Annotated in this window: 27 protein-coding genes; 17 read left to right on the top strand and 10 right to left on the bottom strand. The window is 60.9% G+C overall.

Annotated features, from left to right (window positions below; all coding sequences use genetic code 11):
* Position 1: 1 nt before the first annotated feature.
* Together E5673_RS12960 and cobS are read left to right on the top strand one after the other, a co-directional pair.
* Complete coding sequence (locus E5673_RS12960; protein ID WP_136191508.1) at positions 2-559, top strand: histidine phosphatase family protein; 558 nt, start codon at positions 2-4, stop codon at positions 557-559.
* Entirely contained in the window at positions 556-1287 is a 732-nt protein-coding gene (gene cobS / locus E5673_RS12955) for an adenosylcobinamide-GDP ribazoletransferase (RefSeq protein WP_136190331.1), read from the top strand. The genes E5673_RS12960 and cobS overlap by 4 nt, the downstream gene beginning before the upstream one ends.
* Here cobS and E5673_RS12950 read toward each other — a convergent pair.
* Genes E5673_RS12950 through E5673_RS12940 form a run of 3 tightly spaced genes read right to left on the bottom strand, consistent with a single transcriptional unit; the run spans position 1267 to position 4626 of the window.
* Entirely contained in the window at positions 1267-2709 is a 1443-nt protein-coding gene (locus E5673_RS12950; RefSeq protein WP_348769899.1) for a cobyric acid synthase, read from the bottom strand. The two genes, cobS and E5673_RS12950, sit on opposite strands and share 21 nt — an antisense overlap.
* The gene (cbiB, locus tag E5673_RS12945; RefSeq protein ID WP_136190329.1) at positions 2709-3647 is read right to left on the bottom strand and encodes an adenosylcobinamide-phosphate synthase CbiB; all 939 of its coding nucleotides are present in this window, start codon (positions 3645-3647) and stop codon (positions 2709-2711) included. The genes E5673_RS12950 and cbiB overlap by 1 nt, the downstream gene beginning before the upstream one ends.
* Entirely contained in the window at positions 3640-4626 is a 987-nt protein-coding gene (locus E5673_RS12940; RefSeq protein ID WP_247599380.1) for an aminotransferase class I/II-fold pyridoxal phosphate-dependent enzyme, read from the bottom strand. Before E5673_RS12940 ends, cbiB begins: the two co-directional genes overlap by 8 nt.
* Positions 4627-4708: 82 nt before the next feature.
* Here E5673_RS12940 and cobU point away from each other — a divergent pair, with 82 nt between their 5' ends.
* Both cobU and E5673_RS12930 read left to right on the top strand, forming a co-directional pair.
* Positions 4709-5266 (top strand): bifunctional adenosylcobinamide kinase/adenosylcobinamide-phosphate guanylyltransferase, encoded by a 558-nt coding sequence (gene cobU, locus E5673_RS12935; protein ID WP_136190328.1) that lies wholly within the window; start codon positions 4709-4711, stop codon positions 5264-5266.
* A gap of 324 nt (positions 5267-5590) precedes the next feature.
* The gene (locus E5673_RS12930) at positions 5591-6328 is read left to right on the top strand and encodes a Crp/Fnr family transcriptional regulator (protein WP_056058576.1); all 738 of its coding nucleotides are present in this window, start codon (positions 5591-5593) and stop codon (positions 6326-6328) included.
* Between the two features lie 5 nt (positions 6329-6333).
* Here the strand turns inward: E5673_RS12930 and E5673_RS12925 are convergent, their stop codons facing one another.
* Positions 6334-6552 carry a hypothetical protein gene (locus tag E5673_RS12925; protein ID WP_136190327.1) on the bottom strand — a complete coding sequence of 73 codons (219 nt, stop codon included), beginning with the start codon at positions 6550-6552 and terminating at the stop codon, positions 6334-6336.
* A 190-nt stretch (positions 6553-6742) separates the two neighbouring features.
* Positions 6743-7318, bottom strand: a complete 576-nt coding sequence (locus E5673_RS20065; protein ID WP_247599379.1) for a hypothetical protein — start codon at positions 7316-7318, stop codon at positions 6743-6745.
* Between the two features lie 58 nt (positions 7319-7376).
* Between E5673_RS20065 and E5673_RS20060 the strand changes: the two genes are divergently transcribed.
* The 4 genes from E5673_RS20060 (at position 7377) to E5673_RS12905 (ending at position 10074) form a co-directional block, all read left to right on the top strand.
* Positions 7377-7769, top strand: coding sequence for a hypothetical protein (locus tag E5673_RS20060; RefSeq protein WP_247599378.1), 393 nt, complete (start codon positions 7377-7379; stop codon positions 7767-7769).
* 546 nt (positions 7770-8315) lie between these two features.
* Positions 8316-9110 (top strand): TIGR04255 family protein, encoded by a 795-nt coding sequence (locus tag E5673_RS12915; protein ID WP_168711626.1) that lies wholly within the window; start codon positions 8316-8318, stop codon positions 9108-9110.
* A gap of 53 nt (positions 9111-9163) precedes the next feature.
* On the top strand, positions 9164-9610 hold the full coding sequence (locus E5673_RS12910) for a hypothetical protein (RefSeq protein WP_136190325.1): 447 nt from the start codon (positions 9164-9166) through the stop codon (positions 9608-9610).
* Between the two features lie 2 nt (positions 9611-9612).
* Entirely contained in the window at positions 9613-10074 is a 462-nt protein-coding gene (locus tag E5673_RS12905) for a hypothetical protein (RefSeq protein WP_136190324.1), read from the top strand.
* Positions 10075-10298: 224 nt separating this feature from the next.
* On the opposite strand, the gene E5673_RS12900 is transcribed toward E5673_RS12905, so the two are convergent.
* The gene (locus tag E5673_RS12900; protein WP_136190323.1) at positions 10299-10736 is read right to left on the bottom strand and encodes a hypothetical protein; all 438 of its coding nucleotides are present in this window, start codon (positions 10734-10736) and stop codon (positions 10299-10301) included.
* Between the two features lie 96 nt (positions 10737-10832).
* On the opposite strand from E5673_RS12900, the gene E5673_RS12895 reads away from it, so the two are divergent.
* A complete protein-coding gene (locus E5673_RS12895) occupies positions 10833-11504 on the top strand; it encodes a hypothetical protein (protein ID WP_136190322.1) in 672 nt (223 codons plus the stop codon).
* On the opposite strand, the gene E5673_RS19700 is transcribed toward E5673_RS12895, so the two are convergent.
* Together E5673_RS19700 and E5673_RS12890 are read right to left on the bottom strand one after the other, a co-directional pair.
* On the bottom strand, positions 11501-11662 hold the full coding sequence (locus E5673_RS19700; protein ID WP_168711625.1) for a hypothetical protein: 162 nt from the start codon (positions 11660-11662) through the stop codon (positions 11501-11503). The two genes, E5673_RS12895 and E5673_RS19700, sit on opposite strands and share 4 nt — an antisense overlap.
* A 136-nt stretch (positions 11663-11798) precedes the next feature.
* A complete protein-coding gene (locus E5673_RS12890; protein ID WP_210731739.1) occupies positions 11799-12050 on the bottom strand; it encodes a hypothetical protein in 252 nt (83 codons plus the stop codon).
* 205 nt (positions 12051-12255) lie between these two features.
* Here E5673_RS12890 and E5673_RS12885 point away from each other — a divergent pair, with 205 nt between their 5' ends.
* From E5673_RS12885 to E5673_RS12875, 3 genes are all read left to right on the top strand, one after another.
* Positions 12256-12522 carry a hypothetical protein gene (locus E5673_RS12885; protein ID WP_136190321.1) on the top strand — a complete coding sequence of 89 codons (267 nt, stop codon included), beginning with the start codon at positions 12256-12258 and terminating at the stop codon, positions 12520-12522.
* 8 nt (positions 12523-12530) lie between these two features.
* Entirely contained in the window at positions 12531-12842 is a 312-nt protein-coding gene (locus E5673_RS12880; RefSeq protein WP_136190320.1) for a PilZ domain-containing protein, read from the top strand.
* Between the two features lie 88 nt (positions 12843-12930).
* The gene (locus tag E5673_RS12875) at positions 12931-13266 is read left to right on the top strand and encodes a hypothetical protein (protein ID WP_136190319.1); all 336 of its coding nucleotides are present in this window, start codon (positions 12931-12933) and stop codon (positions 13264-13266) included.
* Here the strand turns inward: E5673_RS12875 and E5673_RS12870 are convergent.
* Complete coding sequence (locus E5673_RS12870; protein WP_136190318.1) at positions 13263-13703, bottom strand: HIRAN domain-containing protein; 441 nt, start codon at positions 13701-13703, stop codon at positions 13263-13265. The genes E5673_RS12875 and E5673_RS12870 overlap by 4 nt on opposite strands.
* A gap of 621 nt (positions 13704-14324) precedes the next feature.
* Between E5673_RS12870 and E5673_RS12865 the strand changes: the two genes are divergently transcribed.
* The 5 genes from E5673_RS12865 (at position 14325) to E5673_RS19695 (ending at position 15952) form a co-directional block, all read left to right on the top strand.
* Complete coding sequence (locus E5673_RS12865; protein WP_136190317.1) at positions 14325-14591, top strand: hypothetical protein; 267 nt, start codon at positions 14325-14327, stop codon at positions 14589-14591.
* A 136-nt stretch (positions 14592-14727) separates the two neighbouring features.
* The gene (locus tag E5673_RS12860; protein ID WP_136190316.1) at positions 14728-14898 is read left to right on the top strand and encodes a Flp family type IVb pilin; all 171 of its coding nucleotides are present in this window, start codon (positions 14728-14730) and stop codon (positions 14896-14898) included.
* 40 nt (positions 14899-14938) lie between these two features.
* Positions 14939-15196, top strand: a complete 258-nt coding sequence (locus tag E5673_RS12855; protein ID WP_136190315.1) for a hypothetical protein — start codon at positions 14939-14941, stop codon at positions 15194-15196.
* A gap of 49 nt (positions 15197-15245) precedes the next feature.
* Positions 15246-15452, top strand: coding sequence for a hypothetical protein (locus tag E5673_RS12850; protein WP_136190314.1), 207 nt, complete (start codon positions 15246-15248; stop codon positions 15450-15452).
* A gap of 353 nt (positions 15453-15805) precedes the next feature.
* Positions 15806-15952: a hypothetical protein gene (locus E5673_RS19695; RefSeq protein WP_168711624.1), complete on the top strand. Its 147-nt coding sequence runs from the start codon at positions 15806-15808 to the stop codon at positions 15950-15952.
* Between the two features lie 187 nt (positions 15953-16139).
* On the opposite strand, the gene E5673_RS12840 is transcribed toward E5673_RS19695, so the two are convergent.
* Positions 16140-17330 carry an acyltransferase gene (locus E5673_RS12840; protein WP_168711623.1) on the bottom strand — a complete coding sequence of 397 codons (1191 nt, stop codon included), beginning with the start codon at positions 17328-17330 and terminating at the stop codon, positions 16140-16142.
* Positions 17331-17443: the final 113 nt, after the last annotated feature.

The raw sequence follows: 17443 nt of genomic DNA, 5'->3' as shown, positions 1-17443 counted from the left end.
CATGCTGTACCTGATGCGGCATGGTGCTCCCGTCCGCGAAGGCCTGTTGCTGGGGCGAACGGACGATCCGGTAACGGAGGCCGGTATTGCGGCGTGCGTCCAGCGAGCCGCAGGGCTGGAGGTTGCTGCGATCGTGTCGTCCGGTCTGAGGCGTACGCGCGATTGCGCGACGGCGATCGGCAGCGCGCGGGGCATCGTCGGCGAGGTCGATCGACGGTGGCGCGAACTCGACTTTGGAGCATGGGACGGCTTGCGTCCCGCCGATGTCGATCCGGCCGCCTTCGCGCGGTTCCACGATGATCCGGACGCCGCCCCGCCGCCGGATGGTGAGCGATGGTCGTCGTTGTTGGACCGTGTCGGCAATGCCTTGGCGGTACTTCCCCCGGTGCCGACGTTGGTCGTCACGCACGGTGGCGCTATCCGGGCGGCGCTGGCGGACCTGTGCGGGTTCGATCGTCGTCAGACATGGGCGTTCGACCTGCCTTATGCCGCGCTCGTGTCGTTGCGGATCTGGCCTGGGCCGGATCGGACTGTTCAGATCGTCGGGCTGGCGACGTGAAGCGGCTGGTCATCGCTTTCGGTTTCCTGACGCGCCTGCCGATGCCGCGGGTCGAGGCCGGGGCTCACGACTTTGCCGCGGCGATCCGATACTATCCGCTCGTCGGACTGGCGATCGGCGTGCTCGTCGCTGCGGCGGGATGGGCAGGCGCATCGATCGACCCCTGGACCGGGGCATGCACCGCATTGCTGACGTGGATCGCCGTCACGGGCGTATTGCATCTCGACGGGCTGGCCGATCTTTCCGACGGACTGGGCGCGGCGCATGGCGATCGGACGCGGTTGCTCGCGGTGATGGCCGATCCGCATATCGGCAGCTTCGGCGTCGTCGCGATCGTCGCCCAGATGATCGCCAAGCTGGTTCTGCTGCACGCGGTCGGGTCGAAGGCGTGGTGGCTGGTCATCCTGGTGCCGTTTGCGGCCCGCATGGGACCGCTAGCCTGGGCAGTCCTGTTGCCGCCGTTGCGGGCGGGCGGATTGGGCGCCGCGGTCGCCGGCGCAGTCCGATCGCGCGACCTGGTCGGCTGGGGACTCCTCCTGACGCTCGCTGCCGTCGCTGCTCCGGCGCTAATGGCGGTTCCACTCCTGATACTGGCCGTCGCCGCGTGGTTGCGGCGTAAACTGGGAGGCGTGACCGGAGACGCGCACGGGGCGGGGATCGAGCTTGTCGAGACCGGCGTCCTGCTCGCTTTTGCCATCGCCGGTGCGTCAGCCGGCGCGCTGGGCTAGGTCGAGCATCGCATCGAGATCGACGTGACGTTCGAGCGTTGCCGCGATCGCGTCGAGTGCGGCATCGATCGAGGTAGCATGGTCCGGTCCGACCGCGTTGACGCCGAGCCGCGCCAGCCACGCTCCGCGTTGCTCGGCAAGCCCGAACAGGCCGTGGACATAACTCCCGTGAACCAGTCCGTCGGCGCTCGTGGCGCCTTCCGCACTGCCGTCGGAGCGATGACCGACGGGGCGGTTCAGGTCGCCGCCGGTCGTCGCGCCCATGTGCATCTCATAGCCTTCGAAGCGCGCGCCGTTGGCGATCCCCTCGATCCGCTCGAGCGTCTTGGTCGCCGTGAGAACCGTGTCGACATCGAGCAGCCCAAGCCCCGCGATCGTCGTCGCCGTGCCTTCGATACCGTGCGGATCGGCGATGCTGCGACCCAGCATCTGGTAGCCGCCGCAGAGCCCCAGCACGGGCTTTCCCCGGCGGTGGTGCGCGAGGATGTCGATGTCCCAGCCTTGCGCGCGCAGGAAGGCGAGATCGGGGATCGTGGCTTTCGAGCCGGCCAGCACGATCATGTCCGCCTCGGGGATCGGGGTGCCGGGCGGGACCATCACCAGCGCGACGCCGGGTTCTAGGCGTAGCGGATCGAGGTCGTCGAAATTGGCGATCCGCGGCGTGATCGGGCAGGCGATCGTCACACGACGTTCGACCGACGCAGAAGGGCGTTCGAGGATCACTGCGTCTTCGCTGGGCAATCGCGCTGCGTCAGTTAGCCAGGGTACGACGCCGTAGCCGCGCCATCCGCTGCGTGCTCCGATCGCCCGATAGCCGTCGTCGAACAGTGTGGGATCGCCGCGGAACTTGTTGACGAGGAAGCCGTGAATCATCGCCGCGTCGGCAGGGTCGATCACCGCGCGCGTGCCGACGATCGAGGCGATGACCCCACCGCGGTCGATATCGCCGACCAGAATCACGGGGACGTTGGCGGCGCGGGCGAACCCCATGTTGGCGATGTCGCCTGCGCGCAGGTTGATCTCCGCCGGGCTCCCCGCGCCCTCGACGATTACGAGGTCGCAGCTTGCCGACAGTCGTTCGAAGCTGTCGAGCACGTCGACGAGCAATCCTTCGCGCCCTTCCCGCCACCGCGCGGCGGCGAGCGTACCGCGGACTTGCCCACGGACGATCAGCTGCGACGTGCGATCGCCCTGCGGCTTGAGCAGTACCGGGTTCATATCGACGCTCGGCTCGACCCGACACGCGATCGCCTGCGTCGCCTGAGCGCGGCCGATCTCGCCACCGTCGGCGGTGACCGCCGCGTTGTTCGACATGTTCTGTGGCTTGAACGGTCGGACCGAAAGGCCGCGGTTGGCGAACGCGCGGCACAGTCCGGCGACGAGCACTGACTTGCCGACATCGGAGCCGGTGCCCTGGAGCATCAAAGCCGCCATGCGAGTACTCCGGCGACGACGAGGAGAAGGATGCAGGCCCGACGATAGATCCCGAGTGCCGCGCGGAGGTCCGTGGCGGTCACGTCGGCGCGACCCTCGCCGATATAGGGTTTCGCGGTGATGACACCGTCATAGGCGATCGGTCCGGCAAGACGAAGGCCCAGCGCGCCGGCCATTGCCGCCTCGGGCCACCCTGCGTTGGGTGAGGCATGGTTGCCAGCATCGCGTACCATCGTCCGCCAACCGCCCCAGCCGGCAACGCAAAGCAAAACGCCGCTGATCCGCGCGGGGATGAGGTTGGCGACGTCGTCGGTCCGCGCCGCCGCCCAGCCGAATGCGCGCCATCGGGCCTCTCGGTGTCCGATCAGGCTGTCCGCGGTGTTGATCGCCTTGTACGCCCAGAGGCCCGGCAGGCCGGCGACCAGTAGCCAGAACAGCGGTGCGACGACGCCGTCGCAGACGCTTTCCGCGAGGCTCTCGATCGCGGCGCGCGCGACGCCCGCCTCGTCGAGCGTCGCGACGTCCCGGCCGACGATCATCGCGACGCGGGCGCGGGCTGCTTCGAGATCGCCGGTTTCGCGGGCGCGCGCGACCGGCACGATATGGTCGTACAGGCTGCGGATCGCGAGCCCAGGCGCCGCCATCAGGGCGATCGCGATCCAGGCCATGGGGCCGAGTATCCAGCGCGCGACGGACGTTGCGGCGAGCGCTACTGCAACGGCTATTCCGATGAGTGAGACGATCGTGACGACACCGGCGGCGCGACGGACCGTGCCCGATAGGGTAGGGCGGTTCCAACGCGTCTCAGCCCAGCCGATCATCCATGCGAAGCCACCAACCGGATGACCGATCCGAGCATAGAGCGGCGCCGGCCAGCCGACCGCCGCGTCTATGATGATCGCCAGCACGGCGACCGGCTCAACCACCGCCAAGCGCCTCGTCGAGCCGTGCAAAGGCTTGGTCGCTGCCCGGGACGCCCATACGAAGCCAGCGCGGCGAATGATCGAAGGTTCGAGTCAGGATGCCGACTTGTGCAAGCCGTTCGAACAGCGCTGGTGCCGCGTCGGTGTCGATCAGCCGGAACAACGCGCAATCGCCACGGGCTTGGAGGCCATGACGTGCCAACATCGTGTCGAGCCTCTCTGCGCGTTCGACGATCGAGACCCGCGCGGCGGCGATCCATGTGGTGTCTCGGTAGGCCGCGCCGCCATAGGCCACGGCGTGCGCCGATATCGGCCAGCTGCCGAGCCGCCGCCGCATCTCGGCGACGTTTTCCGACGGCCCGATCATGAACCCGAGCCGCACGCCGGGCAGGCCGAAGAATTTGCCGAACGACCGAAACACGATCGCGCGGTCGTCGGGGCGGAGCAGTGGGATGAGGCTAGATTCGGGCGCAACGTCGGCAAACGCTTCGTCCACGATCAGGAAGGCACCGCTGCGGGCGATCGTCAGCAGGCGTTGCGGCGTGTCGCACTGGCCGTCCGGATTGTTGGGGTTGGCCAGCAGCAGCGTGCCGTCCGCGAGCGTCTCGATCGCATCCCGCGCTATCGCAACGGCACCGTCGATCGCTTCGGCATGCGTGGCGTAACTCGGCACGACGAACCGGGCGGGGGTAGGCAGGTCCAGCGCGGCCAGCATTCGCAGACCGAGTTCACTGCCGGGCAACGCGACGACCCAGTCTGCGGTCGTACCGAACACCGCCGCCGCCGCCGCTTCCAGATCGGCGATCGCGGCGGGCGAGGGGAGGCTGTGCAGATCGACCGTCGGGACGCGATCGGTCGGCCACGCGCAGGGGTTGATACCCGTCGACAGGTCGAGCCATGGTCCCGGCGCATCCGGATAGTGGACGGCGGCGAGGTCGATCCGTCCACCGTGGATGCGCAGGGCGTTCATACTGTCTTTCATTCGGATCCGCGGGCTTTCGCTTGATCTTCCGAGCGTCATCGTCATTCCGGGCCCGTCGAGCAAGCGTGAAGGAAACGGTAGGATGCAATCGGTCGGAAAGCCGTTCGGAAAAAGCCTGTTCGTGTTGGGTGGCGCGCGCTCGGGGAAAAGCCGCCACGCGCAAGGCATGGCCGAAGCCGCGGCGACGGACCACGCGACGCGGCTCGTCTATATCGCGACCGCGCAGGCATTCGACGGCGAGATGGAGGATCGGATTGCACGCCATCGTGCCGATCGCGACGATCGGTGGCGGACCGTCGAGGCTCCGCTGGCGCTTGGCGAGGCACTGAAGAGCGAAGACGGCCCGGACGTCGTGATGCTGGTCGATTGCCTGACCCTGTGGGTGTCGAACCTGCTGCTAGCCGACGAGGCTATCGCCGCGCGCGTGGACGATCTGGTCGAGACGATCGCGCGGTTGGAAGGCCGCGTCATCCTCGTGTCGAACGAGGTGGGGTTGGGTATCGTCCCGGACAATCTGCTGGCTCGGCGTTTCCGGGATGCAGCAGGGTTGCTGCATCAGCGGATCGCGGCGGAAGTCGATTCCGTCGACATGGTCATGGCTGGGTTGGTTCGGCGCTGGAAGACGCCGAACATGGATTAGAGATCTATGAATGACTAGCGATCGCCTTTTCCACGGTGAACAAGTATTCGCGATGCCCGGAAGCGATCATTTGTGCGATAAAAAAAACTGATCTGGTTTTTAGTATCTCGAATTTCTGCAATATGATCGGCAGATCGTGAAACCGATATTTTTAATTTTATTTGTGCGACCCCAAAATTAATTGGAGCAGATCGGTCCGCTCAAACATTAATTAAAACATTTCCATTCGAGCTATGTTAAAAGAGCTTATCGCCAGCCGATTTTTGGGCCCTGACGACCGAGAGATGCATGTGCTCCCGCCCCGAATTTTGCGGGATTACTCTCATGGCTACGACGCTCAGCCCCTTGGCGCTGATGGTTCGGAAGTTGGAAACGCACGCTGTGCTGGACGACGGCGATCGCAAGGCGCTGCTCGCGCTGCCATATACCCTTCGCACGTTCGAGCCGTCCTCCTACCTCGTGCGCGAAGGCGATGCGCCGGATCAATGCGCGGTACTGTTGTCGGGGTTCGCGTATCGCCAGAAGCTGACCGGCGCGGGCATGCGACAGATTGTGTCGCTGCACATTCCCGGTGAGCCGCTCGACTTCCAGCACCTGTTCCTCGACGTCGCGGACCACAACGTCCAGACGCTCACGCGCGCGGAGGTTGCGACGATCCCGCGATCGGCGCTGCGCGAACTGGCGCGGAACCGTGCGGCCATCAGCAACGCGATCTTCGTCAATACGCTGGTCGAGGGATCGATCTTTCGCGAATGGATTCTGAACATCGGTCGCCGCGATGCGCGGTCGAGGCTGGCGCATTTCCTGTGCGAATTCGCGATCCGTCTCGACATGCAGGGGCTGACCGGCGCCGATGGCTATGAATTGCCGATGAGCCAGGAGCAGCTCGGCGATGCACTCGGACTGACGGCGGTGCATGTGAACCGCACGATAAAGTCGCTCGAGGCGGATGGTCTGATCGGGCGCAATCGTCGCCGGATCAGCTTCCCGCAATGGGATGCGCTACGCGAACTCGCCGACTTTTCGAGCCGCTACCTCCACCTCGCGCAACAGACCAGCTGACGGTCCTATTGTTGGTGCGCGTGATCGACCGAATCGATGATCCGTCCGCCAGCCATGAAGACGGCGATCGGGCAGGCGGCGAACAACAGCCAGCCCCCGTATCCGGGATATTGCTGGAGGTAGTGCATCCCGCGTTCGACCGCGCCAACGCCTAGGCCGTAGATGACGAGAAAGGCCTCGAACTTGGTCTTGATGATGAAGAGGCGAGCAAACCGGGTCCACATGGCGAGCGTATGAGCAAGGTGCGTGCCAGTGGCTGATATGCGCGGTTCTGACGCCAAAAAATATGGTTACCTGTAAATTAACCCGACAGGGCAGAACTCTGCGCTTCTGACGGGAGAATACCGGAAAACCTCCGCTGTTTCCACCGAGACAAAGGGTGTGAAATGGAAAACCGTCAGGGCTTCATTCCAGTTAATTTTGAATCCCGCCGTGATTGAGGTGCTCGACCTGTTCAGCGCCGCTGCGGGCGGCTGGTCGCTCGGCATGCATCGCGCCGGCTTCACCACAATGGCTGCCTGCGAAGTCGAGGCATGGCGACGCGCCCTCTATTCCGAAAACAACCCGAACACGAAGGTCTATGACGATGTCCGCACCCTTACGGCAGACCGACTTCTCGCTGATCTTGGACGACTTCCGTCCGTCGTTGTCGGCAGTCCCCCATGCCAAGATATCAGCAGCGCCAACACCAAAGGCCGGGGGGTCGAAGGCGAGCGGTCCGGCCTCTACTTCGAAGCCGTCCGCCTCATCGGAGAGTGCCGCCCTCGTTGGTTCGCTCTTGAGAACAGCGCTAATCTCCGAACTCGAGGTGCTGACGCCGTCGTCACTGCGCTGGAGGCGATCGGCTACGCCTGCTGGCCGTGCGTGGTACGTGCTGGAGACGATCCGCGCGGCGCCGGCGCTGGCGTCGGGGCGAACCACGAACGGGAGCGGTGCTGGCTTATCGGAGCGGATCTCGACCAAGTTGCCGACACCGCTGTCACGAGACATGCAGGGTGGGGCGCGCTACGATCCGGACGGGAAGCGCGGGATCAGTATGCGCGAGATCATGACGCCTCGTGCATTAGATCGGTGGGAAGCCGAGGCGCTGCCAACGCCGACCAAGCGCGACAAGCGCATGGACGCGTGGAGCCCAGCCTACGACAAACGGAAATCGCCGACGATGGACGCGGTGCTCGATGGAGCAATGACCGATCGGGCTCCGTCCAAGTGGGCGTATGCGCGCCGGATCGCAACACTGCTCTCGGGCGCCGGGCTGACTGGTCCCTCGCAGACCTTGCCGATCACCTACGGCTGGATGATGGGCTATCCACCCGGCTGGCTGGCCACCGCGTTGATATCGGCAATGGCAAAGGGCAGTCTGCGGCCAGCCTCATCGTCGAGGCGTTCGGCGATGCCGTCATCCCGCAAATCCCCGAAGCCATCGGCCGAGCCATCCTGAGAACGGAACGGGCGTTGTCGGAGATATACGGGAGAGCCGCGGCATGACATGCGCCAAGCAAGTCGTCACGGCGACGATCATCGCTATCGACGGCCGCCGGTTTGTTGGGACGAACTTCGCCCTAGCGCCGCAGCCGGCCTGCCCGCGTGGGGATATACCATCTGGGCGACGAGCTCTGCGTGTCGGTATGCCGCCAGACGGCGCACGCGGAGATAATGCGATCGCTGCGGCCGGTGACGCGTCGCGCGGCGCGCTGCTCTATCTGGAGGGGCACTCGTATGCCTGCGCAGCCTGCACCGCGGCGTGCGCTGCGGCTGGCATCGCCGAGATCATCGTCGCTCCACCGCCCCGCATGATCATCGCTTCCATCTCTCACCGGAAGGAAGGCTGTTACAGTACATGGCCGGTGCTCCCTTCGTGAGAAAAATTATCACTTCCCAGTTGGGCACAGGCCACAGTTTTTCCTTCGCGATGCAAATTTGACGATTGTTTGCGTTTTAATGGTTGAGTGATATCCACCTGCGGATGATCCCGGGGAATGAGAACATGGCTATCGGCCCAGTCTACGTAAGGCCGCCAATCAACGAGATCGCCCTATCTGTGAGCTTGGCTACGGCCACTCTGTTCGACGCTTACGACGTTCGCAGCTTTCATGATTTATTCCGACACGAGTTTCCCGGTCATGAGCGAACAGACCCTATCGAAGGTGTCGATTTCGAGCAGTACGCCGGACTGACCCCACTGAATGCCGACGGGCGCGCTACGCGATGGTGGTTCACGTCAGCAGACGGAGCCGATATCCTTCAGGTTCAGCAAAACTTTATCGCTCGAAATTGGAGGCGCATGGTCGGCATCGACGACGCCCCAAAATACCCTGGATTTACCGAAGTTCGGGGGAGCTTTGACAAAGCCGTTGACCAAAGTCGTTCCTGGCATCGAGGGCAGGGGCGCGACATGCCTAAACCGCGTGCCGTAGAGCTGATGTACGACGATGTTTTGCCGGGATTGATTGAAAACGAGAAGTTCATGCTGTCGAGTATGCTCAACCATCTCAGCAGTCTGGGCTCTCGCATGGCCAATTGGCAGAATGCATGGATCGAATCGGTAACCGTGCCAGGCGCGCCGGATGCGACACTAAGCGTGCAGATCGTGGCCGCGGCTGCGTCAGTCGCCGGGTCATCGGAACCGAGACCGGTCGTTCGTATAATTTGGCGAGCGGCGATGGAAACGGACTCTTGGTCCACCGTTGCAGCTTTCTTTGACGCTTCTCACGCCCATATTGGCCGTAGGTTTCACGAAATTGTTGCTGATAAGGTGAAATCAAACTGGAGCGTCCTGTGAGTGTGATCAAGAGTGCGACATCAGCGTTTGCGCTAGTTTCTATGTCGATGCCCGTGACTTACTCGCGTGCCAGCGCGACCGCACCGTCGCAGCCTGATGCTGAGATACAGTTGCTTTTCAACGCGCCCTCGAAGCACCGCTCGGTCGCGCCGTCGGGGGTAAGCTGGGCGGATGAACAGTTGCGACTGATAGCCATGCTGCCAAATGATTGGGACGGTTATGGCGCCGCGATGTTGAGCATCGATAGGCTGTCTCAGATTTCAGGGATACTTGCGGAACACTTCGCTCACGGCTTACCTGCCGGCTCGGTCGTGCCCGGCGCTGACGGATCGATACAGCTCGAATGGCATTTTCCAAAAATGTCGTTTGGATTTTCGGTGGAAGACGACGGTTCGCTATATAGCTGGGCCCGTACGAGAGATACCGGCCACTACGTTGATAGCGACGGGGGAGCAGCCGTCACGTTGTTGCAGACTTCCGCGTTGCAAGCTCTCGTCTAAATATGTGCACGCCTGTTCGGCAGGACTATCTTTCGGACGAAAGATTCGATGACAATGAAATCGGAAACGATGACAGACTGCTTCGGCATTGCCGAACCCCTATCCAGATTGTGAAATGCCCGATCAACGGATATCGTCTCTCATCTCAAGCTTTCCGCCCCGGCAAAGGCGAGACACATGTATCGGTCGATCTTGAATGCTTATTGTTGAAAGATGGACTTGAAGCTGACGCCCGATATGGTGCGATGCCAAACACGTTTGCGTTGGCTGCAGTTACAGCAGGTGCTGCACGTGAGCATGCCCAAGGCGCGGCTTGGACGCCCAAACCGGAGATGGTTGGTCTGCCGGGAGCCGCTGGCGACGAAAATATCTATCATGGTGAAATTATTGGTCCCATGACCAAACGAAACTACCAGGATTTGGCAGAAACCATAGTTCTTGTCCGAACTGATCTTAATCCCTGATACAACGCCTAAGACCCGAACTGCGGCTCTTCCTCCTCAGGATAGAACGCGCGGCAGATTGGTGCTGCGGCGGATCCTCCGATCAATTACGGAGCAACCGCGATCTGGTGGGTATCGCGAGAGAGCTTAGCCCCGCCGCAGCGAGACGGGGGTAGGCGAAAAGTTCTTGACAAATCGTTACGTGACGCTGGACCCACCTCGACCAGATGGTCGGGGAGGGGACCCTAGCGAATGAAGATCGTCAGCAGGATCATCACTAGAAGCGGCACATACGGAATCCAGACGAACGGCTTGCCGAACCACTTGAGCAAGCCCCTCAGCCCCCATTTCTCCCGGATACGCCGTGAGATCGCATGACTCTGAAAAGCGCAGGTCAACTGAGCACCGCCCGCGAAGTGAGCCTCCAGCGCATCGATGCGGCTGCCATTAGAATGCTGAAACACTTTCCACTGAGCCTCTAATACCCACATTGCCACAATAAGAACCGCGAGCCCGACGGCAAAGCCCATGCTTGCCTCGGGCTTCGATGCCCATGCGAACATTGCCGCGATGCTACCCGCAGCAGTCCACCCCTTGATCGTCAGAACGCGCCGGTCGAAGTCGTCCCATACGGCTGAGAGGTGCAGATATTCCTTCTGTAGCGCCTCGTCTAAATTACTCATATTCCGCACTCTGAACCCTCATGGTTGCGACACAGGTCTTTCACTGCTGCGTAACGTTTGCTTTTATATGCGCTCAACCTGACCTATCGGAAGGCAGTGGAGATAGATAAACACGAGCCAACCGCTGTTGAGACCCTTTCGCAGGAGCTAATTGAAGGGCTTGAATCTCTGCTCGGGTATGAGTTGCAGCGCTCGGCGGACGCAGGGAAGTGGTCCTTAGGTGCTCTTTTGACCATCAATGGCGGTGCCATACTCGCTCTTCTGAGTTCCGAGGCGCGGTTTTCCGACCCAATAAGGCCTGGTATCATGTTCGCCGCCGGTATGCTGCTGGCGTTGGGAAGCGCCTCAGCACTTAGAGCGGATATTAAATTTGACGTGAACCGCGCGCGTACCGTTGTTCGCCATGCCAAACGCGTCATTGATAAGAGGTCGAGCGCCCCTAAAACTGTCGACGAGCTTCAAGATATTTGGGAGAAGGGCAAGTCGAGTAAGCTGCTTCCGCTTCTGCCGGGTATTTTCGAAGCATGTTCGGCGTTACTTTTCCTGGTTGGCGCTGTTTGGGCTATAGCGAACATCGACCCCGGCAAAGCAGCAAACCTCAGGAGGTGCGAAGCCTTGCAGACTGACATGCTTCGCGCACGCGGCCTTCGGCCCGACAGCAAGGAAATTTTTGTAGCGCTAGGTTGTCGCCCGCGGGGAGAAGGAAGCGTGTTCGCTAAGCCGCGAACTCCGGCCCTTCCTCATCAGGATAGAACGCGCGGTAGCTAGGCAGTACCAGCGAATTCGGCCTCGAGGGCATCAGCGGATCGATCGAGCGCGAGGGCGACCTGCTCGATAGCCTCGCTCAGTACGCTTCCTGTCAGATGCGCGTGCAGTTCACGGTATTCCTGTGCCTGCCGACGCATTTGCTCCGGTGTCTTATTCATGCGGACCAGATAGCGACCGAAGCTTTGTGGGACATGACGCATTCCAACCATGGCCCATTGCCAAATGTACTACGAAAGGGTGCCGAAGCTACCGGTATAGCGCGATGGGCCAGCACCGTAGCGCCGGCCCAGTTACTCAGTTGCTGTCCGAGTTATCGTTGTCGTCGATAGCCAGGTAGAGCCCGCCGCCAACGGCAACTGCCGCGAGGGCAACGACAATGAGGCCGCCGCCCGCAAGCTTGCTCTTCTTCGCGGTAGGGGTGGCTGCACGAACTGCCTTCGATACCGAAAGGCTGGTTGCAGCGGCAGCCGGCGCAGCGCTGGCGGCAACAGGAGCAGCGATCAGGGCCAGACCTGCCGAGGCCATCGCGAGGGATTTGATGAACATGTGGATCTCCATTGGTTGTAACGCAGCTAGTCGATCAACCGTTACAATAGGGGACTTCACCAAATTGTTAACGCTTAGAGGTCACGCGCCGAGCTCTGGCCTTTCCTCATCAGGATAGAACGCCGACCGTGAATCGTACTGAGCCAAAGCAGTAGGGGCGGGCGATCCTGTTCCACGATCGTTGCCACGGTTTCGGAGAATACCAATGGCTGAGACACTGCGACCAGACGAGGTTGAGGTTACCGCCTTTGAGGGGCGGGTGCTCGTCGAGGCGCCGGGGTTGGTTGTAACCGTTGATGTCGAGGCCGCTTCTTTGCTCTCAGACCGGTTGCTAGCGGCATGCGGCTCTGCGCGGCTGCAACAGCACGCCTCGATCGATCGAGCATCGGGCTCAGGCTCTTCCCCACAGGATCCCTTCGCTGAGAAACTTGATGCGCTTTGCAATGTGGAAATGTTAGACAAGCTGGCCTAACAATAGTTATGTTCAGCGCAGACTACGAAACCGCGAAGGCTCGCAATCGTGGAGCGGTCAGGTCCAAGCTCGGTTTAGATGCTGAGCTCGACGTCTCACATCGCACGCTTTGCCGGGTGTCAGATATTTCAGTTAGCGGGGCCAGGCTTCAAACTTATTCCGGATTGAAAGTCGGCTCGGTCATCTGGCTGACCCTGCCGCTGGTGGGGCGGGTCTCGGCAACTGTAAAATGGGCCGACGAATACAACTCGGGTTGCCCGTTCGTCGCCCCACTAAGCAACGACATGTTGGCGGCCTTGTTGGCAGAGGCGGGACGATAGACCCTCGGGAACGAACGAGATCGTTACAATAGCGTCTCGGACAAAGCTGGTTAACGCGTTCTTCAGTCGCGCGTGCAACGAATGACGCATGAGCATCCATAACAATTTGTCGCTAAAACCAAGCTGGCTGCTCGAAGACGCGCGGGTCGTCAGCCGAGCGTTGATCCATCTGCCGGTATTCCTGACGGCACCAGGGGGCGATCCGTTTTCGGCAACCGTGGTCGATATCGCTACCCACGGTTTTCGGGTTCGGTCGGGATACCCAGCGAAATTAGGGCAATTCTTAGCAATTGAGGTGCCAGCGTTCGCTCGCTACTCGGGGTGGGTTGCTTGGGCGCACTCCGGTGAGTTCGGTTTCGACGTAGCCAATCCGCTACCCGAACCAGTGGTAGATCATATCCTCAGCTTAGCGTTACAGGATTAGGCGCCAAACTCCGGCCCTTCCTCGTCAGGGTAAAACGCGTGGGGATCGTAGACCGGTCGCTGCGCCGACCGCATCTGGCGGGGAGGCTGGGGCTTCGGAACGTCAGGGACCGGGTCGGGCAGGGTAGGTAACCCGCCTCCGAACCGGATCCGGATATAGGCCCCGCTACCGTGCATCGCCTGGAAGACCGCGGTCGCGTCGTCTTCCTTCATCCGCTTGCCGATCAGGGGCGCACGCTCGGCGCTGACGTAGCCCAGCTGCGTGCCGCGATCGGACCAGACGGCAACGGCATTCTCGTCGAACGGGTTCTTCGGCTCGAGGCGTAGCTCGACGACGTCACCCGGGGCGCAGAGCATGCACTCCATGCGCCTGTTGCTCTTCGACTTATCCTGGTTCGGGAAGTCTATGCCGACAATGGAGGTGGTGAGTTCATCCATAGACCGAACATAGTCTTGCGGAAGGACACCGGAAAGGTAGAGAGCGCGAATGAGCAGAGTAAGCGATGAGTTGCGGGCGCGTGCAGCGTCGGATCGAGCCGAAGCGGAATCTACAAAGTTGATCAATAAGAAGGCGGTTCTGATCGCATCTGCAATCAAGCTTGATGATCTTGCCGCCCGAGCTGAACGGGTTGAGGTATTGAGCGTCGGGCGTCCCGTGGGTAGGCGTCGTCCCTCTGAGGAATAAGCTGACTGCCTGAATCGGTCGATCGCGCCTAGGCTGGAGGTGGAGTTCGTCCATGCAGCGACATTATGGCCTTGCGCGCAACTGGGAAAGGCATAGGCCAATCCCAATGCTGATCAGCGCCTTCGATTTTATTGTAGCAGGAGGCATCCTTGTAGCCTTGTTGGGGGCGGTGGTTTGGTTGCTGGTGGCCGGAAAGCGGGCTGAGGACAGAGACCGCGAGCGAACGGCACATTGGCTACACCAGTATTTTCATGAGGGCGGACTAGCCCGTGCGCTAATGGCGCGTTGGAAGCGTCAAGGTCGGCTTACGGATAGATCGGAACGAGACGGCGATTGAGTTGCCCGGACTGGTCGACCGCATATAGGGTAACGTCATGAACGACAGTGATTTAACCCGCCTACGTAGCCTGCTGAACAGCGCTAGTCGGATCGACCGCGGCGACTTACGCACGCAAGATGGGTCTGGTAGGGACACGACCCAGGAGAACCTAAAACTGTACCGCGAAAAGGCCGGTCAAATTCTTGACGCGCTGACGGATGTGCAGCTTGTCGAAACCTACCGGCAGACAGATGGAGAGGTTGGCGATCCTTACGGAGACGCGCTGCTTGCTGAGCTTAAGCGGCGTAATTTGCCCATTTGACGAGCGATCACGACGTTTGGGTGAAGTTGGTTGGCCATGTCGCTCCGTACCAAACTGCTAAAGCGGAACTAGGAGCAAGCCGGCGCCAATCCGATCTTAACAATTGTCGTCCACTCCCGCCGTGAAAGGAACGATAATGCGCCAGTACATCACTTCACTTCTTCGAAACTCCCGCGGGGCCACCGCCATCGAGTACGGCCTTATCGCCGCACTGATCGCTGTTGCTGCGATCGCGGCAATGCAGGGTTTAGGTAGCAGCCTCAACAAGACGTTCAACAATGCTTCGTCTAACATGAAGGCTGGCTGAGCGGTTGCCAGAATCGGTCGGGTGCGCATAGGCTTCGAAAATGCCTGACTTCGACGATTCTGCGGACCCCGAGTTCGGCGAGGCGTGCAAGCGCCTCGCCGCGTGGGTCGAACCTCTACCGGAAGGTCAGGTCATTGACCGGGTATCCGGTCTCACTGAGCGGGATCTGGCGATGATCCTACGTCATCTGTACGTAACGCGGGAATTGGCGCCGGTCCCCATCTTGACCGTGGATGAAGCTGCAGAGCGCTATGAAAGGCCATCGGTCCCATTGACTAAAAAAGGCCCGTGGGCATGAAAGCGAGTTTGCCGCGAGACAAGGCCGAACGGCGCGTTCTCGACATCTGATGGCGCGTGCAGGCCCGATGGAAGATCGCGAGGTCTGGATACAGGCCGGTGCTATTCTCGCCGCTCACGGCGAACTGACGGCAGACTATATTATTGATCAGTTGACCGATGCCCTTGGCGATCGGATTGCAGTCGAAGACTGGCGCCGGGTTGCTGCTGCCGTCGACACGATAACCGGCGACCGTGGCCCTACTTCGAACTGCTAACCTCGGAATACGCCCCCGAGCGGCGCAGCTGCCGCACGATCCCGTTGAACGAGGCAGTCACGCTCTGGCTGCGCCCGATCTCGTTATCCTGCTGCGCACCTTCCCAGAACATTACGAGAGGCCAGCGCTCGGGGCAGTGCGACCATAAGCATCGCAACGCTAGGCGAACCGGCACCGTGTCGACGCGACCGTTCGACGTTTCCGCCAAGGTATCCCGAAGGATCTGGACCGCCAAGTCGACCGTGATTCGCGTTTGCCGGTGCATCGCCCTATGGAACGCAACGGGAACAAACTTGCAAGGATTCGATATGTCTGCTCGGTGCCGGCTCTGCACGAGCAACGATGATGATGCCGTGATTGAGCACGTTGCGGCGTACATGTGGGAAAGCCGAATGGAGCGGGTCGAGGACCGGACGCCCTGGGCGGACGCGGGTGCTACATGGAAGACCGCGTTCCGCGAGATGGCAGTTGCCGCTAAGCAAGCGTTGACGCTACCCTGATACGTCGCAGCGAGCATTCTTAAACCGTGCTTGTCACATGGGCTCGTCGCGACATGGTTCCATTTTGTGATTTCGCGGAGATTGCTTACCAAAAGGTTAAGTGCCAGTATCGCGACATCGCAGCGGGTTGAGCATTCCCAAGACGCCTCCCCGCTGCGGTGCCCCTCTCAGGTCAAAGATCGCAGTACTAGACGCTTGGTGGGCGCTTTGCGGTTTTCTGCGTTCCGAACCCTTCTTCAGCGACAGCGCGGCGACCAGTCCACCATGCCGCGGCACGGCGGCCGATGTTCTGCGATTGGGTCTCGGCAGCTAAGCGGAATACTTGAGCGGCTCCGATAGCCACGACGGGAGTTATCACAAAAGGTAGCCATACCGGAACGAGATCGTGCAGCGAACGCACCAGCACCTGCATCACGATCAAGTGAACGAGATACAGACTGTATGAGATTGATCCTAGGTAGATAGCGGCCGGATGCCGCAGCACGGACTTCTCGAACCAGCCCGGCGTGAGTGCGAGGCATATAAGACCAGCGGAACCGGCACCCGAAATTATCAGGTAAAATACCTGACTAAGCGAATCAAGCGGCAGAATACTGTTCGGCGCTGTAGAAATCGCAGCAAGGCACGTCAGCGTAAGCGCGAACAGCTTCAACCCAGATAGTTGGCGAAGATGTCGAACAATCGCCCCGCCGTGCGCCACCAGCATTGCCCCAAATGCGAAAATAAGAACGTACTGAACGCTAGTTACGTAGTTTTGAATGTTCGGATGTGGCTGTAAGTTATGACTGAGCGGCGACAACACTACCGAAACTGCGAACAGACCTGCGATAGTGGCTTTTGGAAAGCGTGTGATTGCTAGTGCCAGAAACGGGATCAGGAGCGAGATACGCAATTCGTGGGACAGGCTCCACACCGCGTTATCAAGATCGATGCTATTCATGACTAGATGTGATGCGATGACCCGAGCGGTTACGGGTCTATGCCAACCGGCCGAATTGAACCAGTCTCCAGCTGAACTGACCGGCGCATAACCCAACTGCCAACACAGGGCTGCGGCCAGAAGGATCGCAGCGGCAAACGGCAGATAGATCCTGATCACCCGTTTGATTGCGAAGGGAACGTAAGCCCTATCTTTTTCGAGGTACGTCTTCGTCAGAACGAGACCACTAAGAACGAAAAAAAGGATCACCGATCCTGCGCCTGAGAGCACGATCCGGATGCCAAAGTGATCGACGTAATTGTACCAGCCCAACGCCAGAGAGCAGTGATGTAGGACGACGACGAGGGCCGCGATGCCACGAAGTGAGTCGAGCGCATCAACTCTGCCCGACAAAACCAAGCCGTTCGTTTCAACCGTGTCGACTTTTCCCAATTTCACGCCCCCAGCCACCGCTTTGGGGCCACGTACTCATATTATGTCGCGGCGTCATCTCTGCCTTGGTGAGTGACGCGGCGACATATCCTACTCCAGAGGCAGGCGAACGCGCCTCC

Source organism: Sphingomonas sp. PAMC26645 (assembly GCF_004795835.1).
Classification (GTDB): domain Bacteria; phylum Pseudomonadota; class Alphaproteobacteria; order Sphingomonadales; family Sphingomonadaceae; genus Sphingomonas.
This window is presented reverse-complemented; position numbering and strand designations above follow the sequence as displayed.

Coding starts and splice junctions, on each gene's coding strand:
- E5673_RS12960 (WP_136191508.1), top strand. CDS start 2: ATGCTGTACCTGATGCGGCATGGTGCTCCCGTCCGCGAAGGCCTGTTG.
- E5673_RS12950 (WP_348769899.1), bottom strand. CDS start 2,709: ATGCTCCAGGGCACCGGCTCCGATGTCGGCAAGTCAGTGCTCGTCGCC.
- E5673_RS12940 (WP_247599380.1), bottom strand. CDS start 4,626: ATGAAAGACAGTATGAACGCCCTGCGCATCCACGGTGGACGGATCGAC.
- cobU (WP_136190328.1), top strand. CDS start 4,709: ATGCAATCGGTCGGAAAGCCGTTCGGAAAAAGCCTGTTCGTGTTGGGT.
- E5673_RS12930 (WP_056058576.1), top strand. CDS start 5,591: ATGGCTACGACGCTCAGCCCCTTGGCGCTGATGGTTCGGAAGTTGGAA.
- E5673_RS12925 (WP_136190327.1), bottom strand. CDS start 6,552: ATGTGGACCCGGTTTGCTCGCCTCTTCATCATCAAGACCAAGTTCGAG.
- E5673_RS20065 (WP_247599379.1), bottom strand. CDS start 7,318: ATGTCTCGTGACAGCGGTGTCGGCAACTTGGTCGAGATCCGCTCCGAT.
- E5673_RS20060 (WP_247599378.1), top strand. CDS start 7,377: ATGACGCCTCGTGCATTAGATCGGTGGGAAGCCGAGGCGCTGCCAACG.
- E5673_RS12915 (WP_168711626.1), top strand. CDS start 8,316: ATGGCTATCGGCCCAGTCTACGTAAGGCCGCCAATCAACGAGATCGCC.
- E5673_RS12905 (WP_136190324.1), top strand. CDS start 9,613: ATGTGCACGCCTGTTCGGCAGGACTATCTTTCGGACGAAAGATTCGAT.
- E5673_RS12900 (WP_136190323.1), bottom strand. CDS start 10,736: ATGAGTAATTTAGACGAGGCGCTACAGAAGGAATATCTGCACCTCTCA.
- E5673_RS19700 (WP_168711625.1), bottom strand. CDS start 11,662: ATGAATAAGACACCGGAGCAAATGCGTCGGCAGGCACAGGAATACCGT.
- E5673_RS12890 (WP_210731739.1), bottom strand. CDS start 12,050: ATGTTCATCAAATCCCTCGCGATGGCCTCGGCAGGTCTGGCCCTGATC.
- E5673_RS12885 (WP_136190321.1), top strand. CDS start 12,256: ATGGCTGAGACACTGCGACCAGACGAGGTTGAGGTTACCGCCTTTGAG.
- E5673_RS12880 (WP_136190320.1), top strand. CDS start 12,531: ATGTTCAGCGCAGACTACGAAACCGCGAAGGCTCGCAATCGTGGAGCG.
- E5673_RS12875 (WP_136190319.1), top strand. CDS start 12,931: ATGAGCATCCATAACAATTTGTCGCTAAAACCAAGCTGGCTGCTCGAA.
- E5673_RS12870 (WP_136190318.1), bottom strand. CDS start 13,703: ATGGATGAACTCACCACCTCCATTGTCGGCATAGACTTCCCGAACCAG.
- E5673_RS12865 (WP_136190317.1), top strand. CDS start 14,325: ATGAACGACAGTGATTTAACCCGCCTACGTAGCCTGCTGAACAGCGCT.
- E5673_RS12860 (WP_136190316.1), top strand. CDS start 14,728: ATGCGCCAGTACATCACTTCACTTCTTCGAAACTCCCGCGGGGCCACC.
- E5673_RS12855 (WP_136190315.1), top strand. CDS start 14,939: ATGCCTGACTTCGACGATTCTGCGGACCCCGAGTTCGGCGAGGCGTGC.
- E5673_RS12850 (WP_136190314.1), top strand. CDS start 15,246: ATGGCGCGTGCAGGCCCGATGGAAGATCGCGAGGTCTGGATACAGGCC.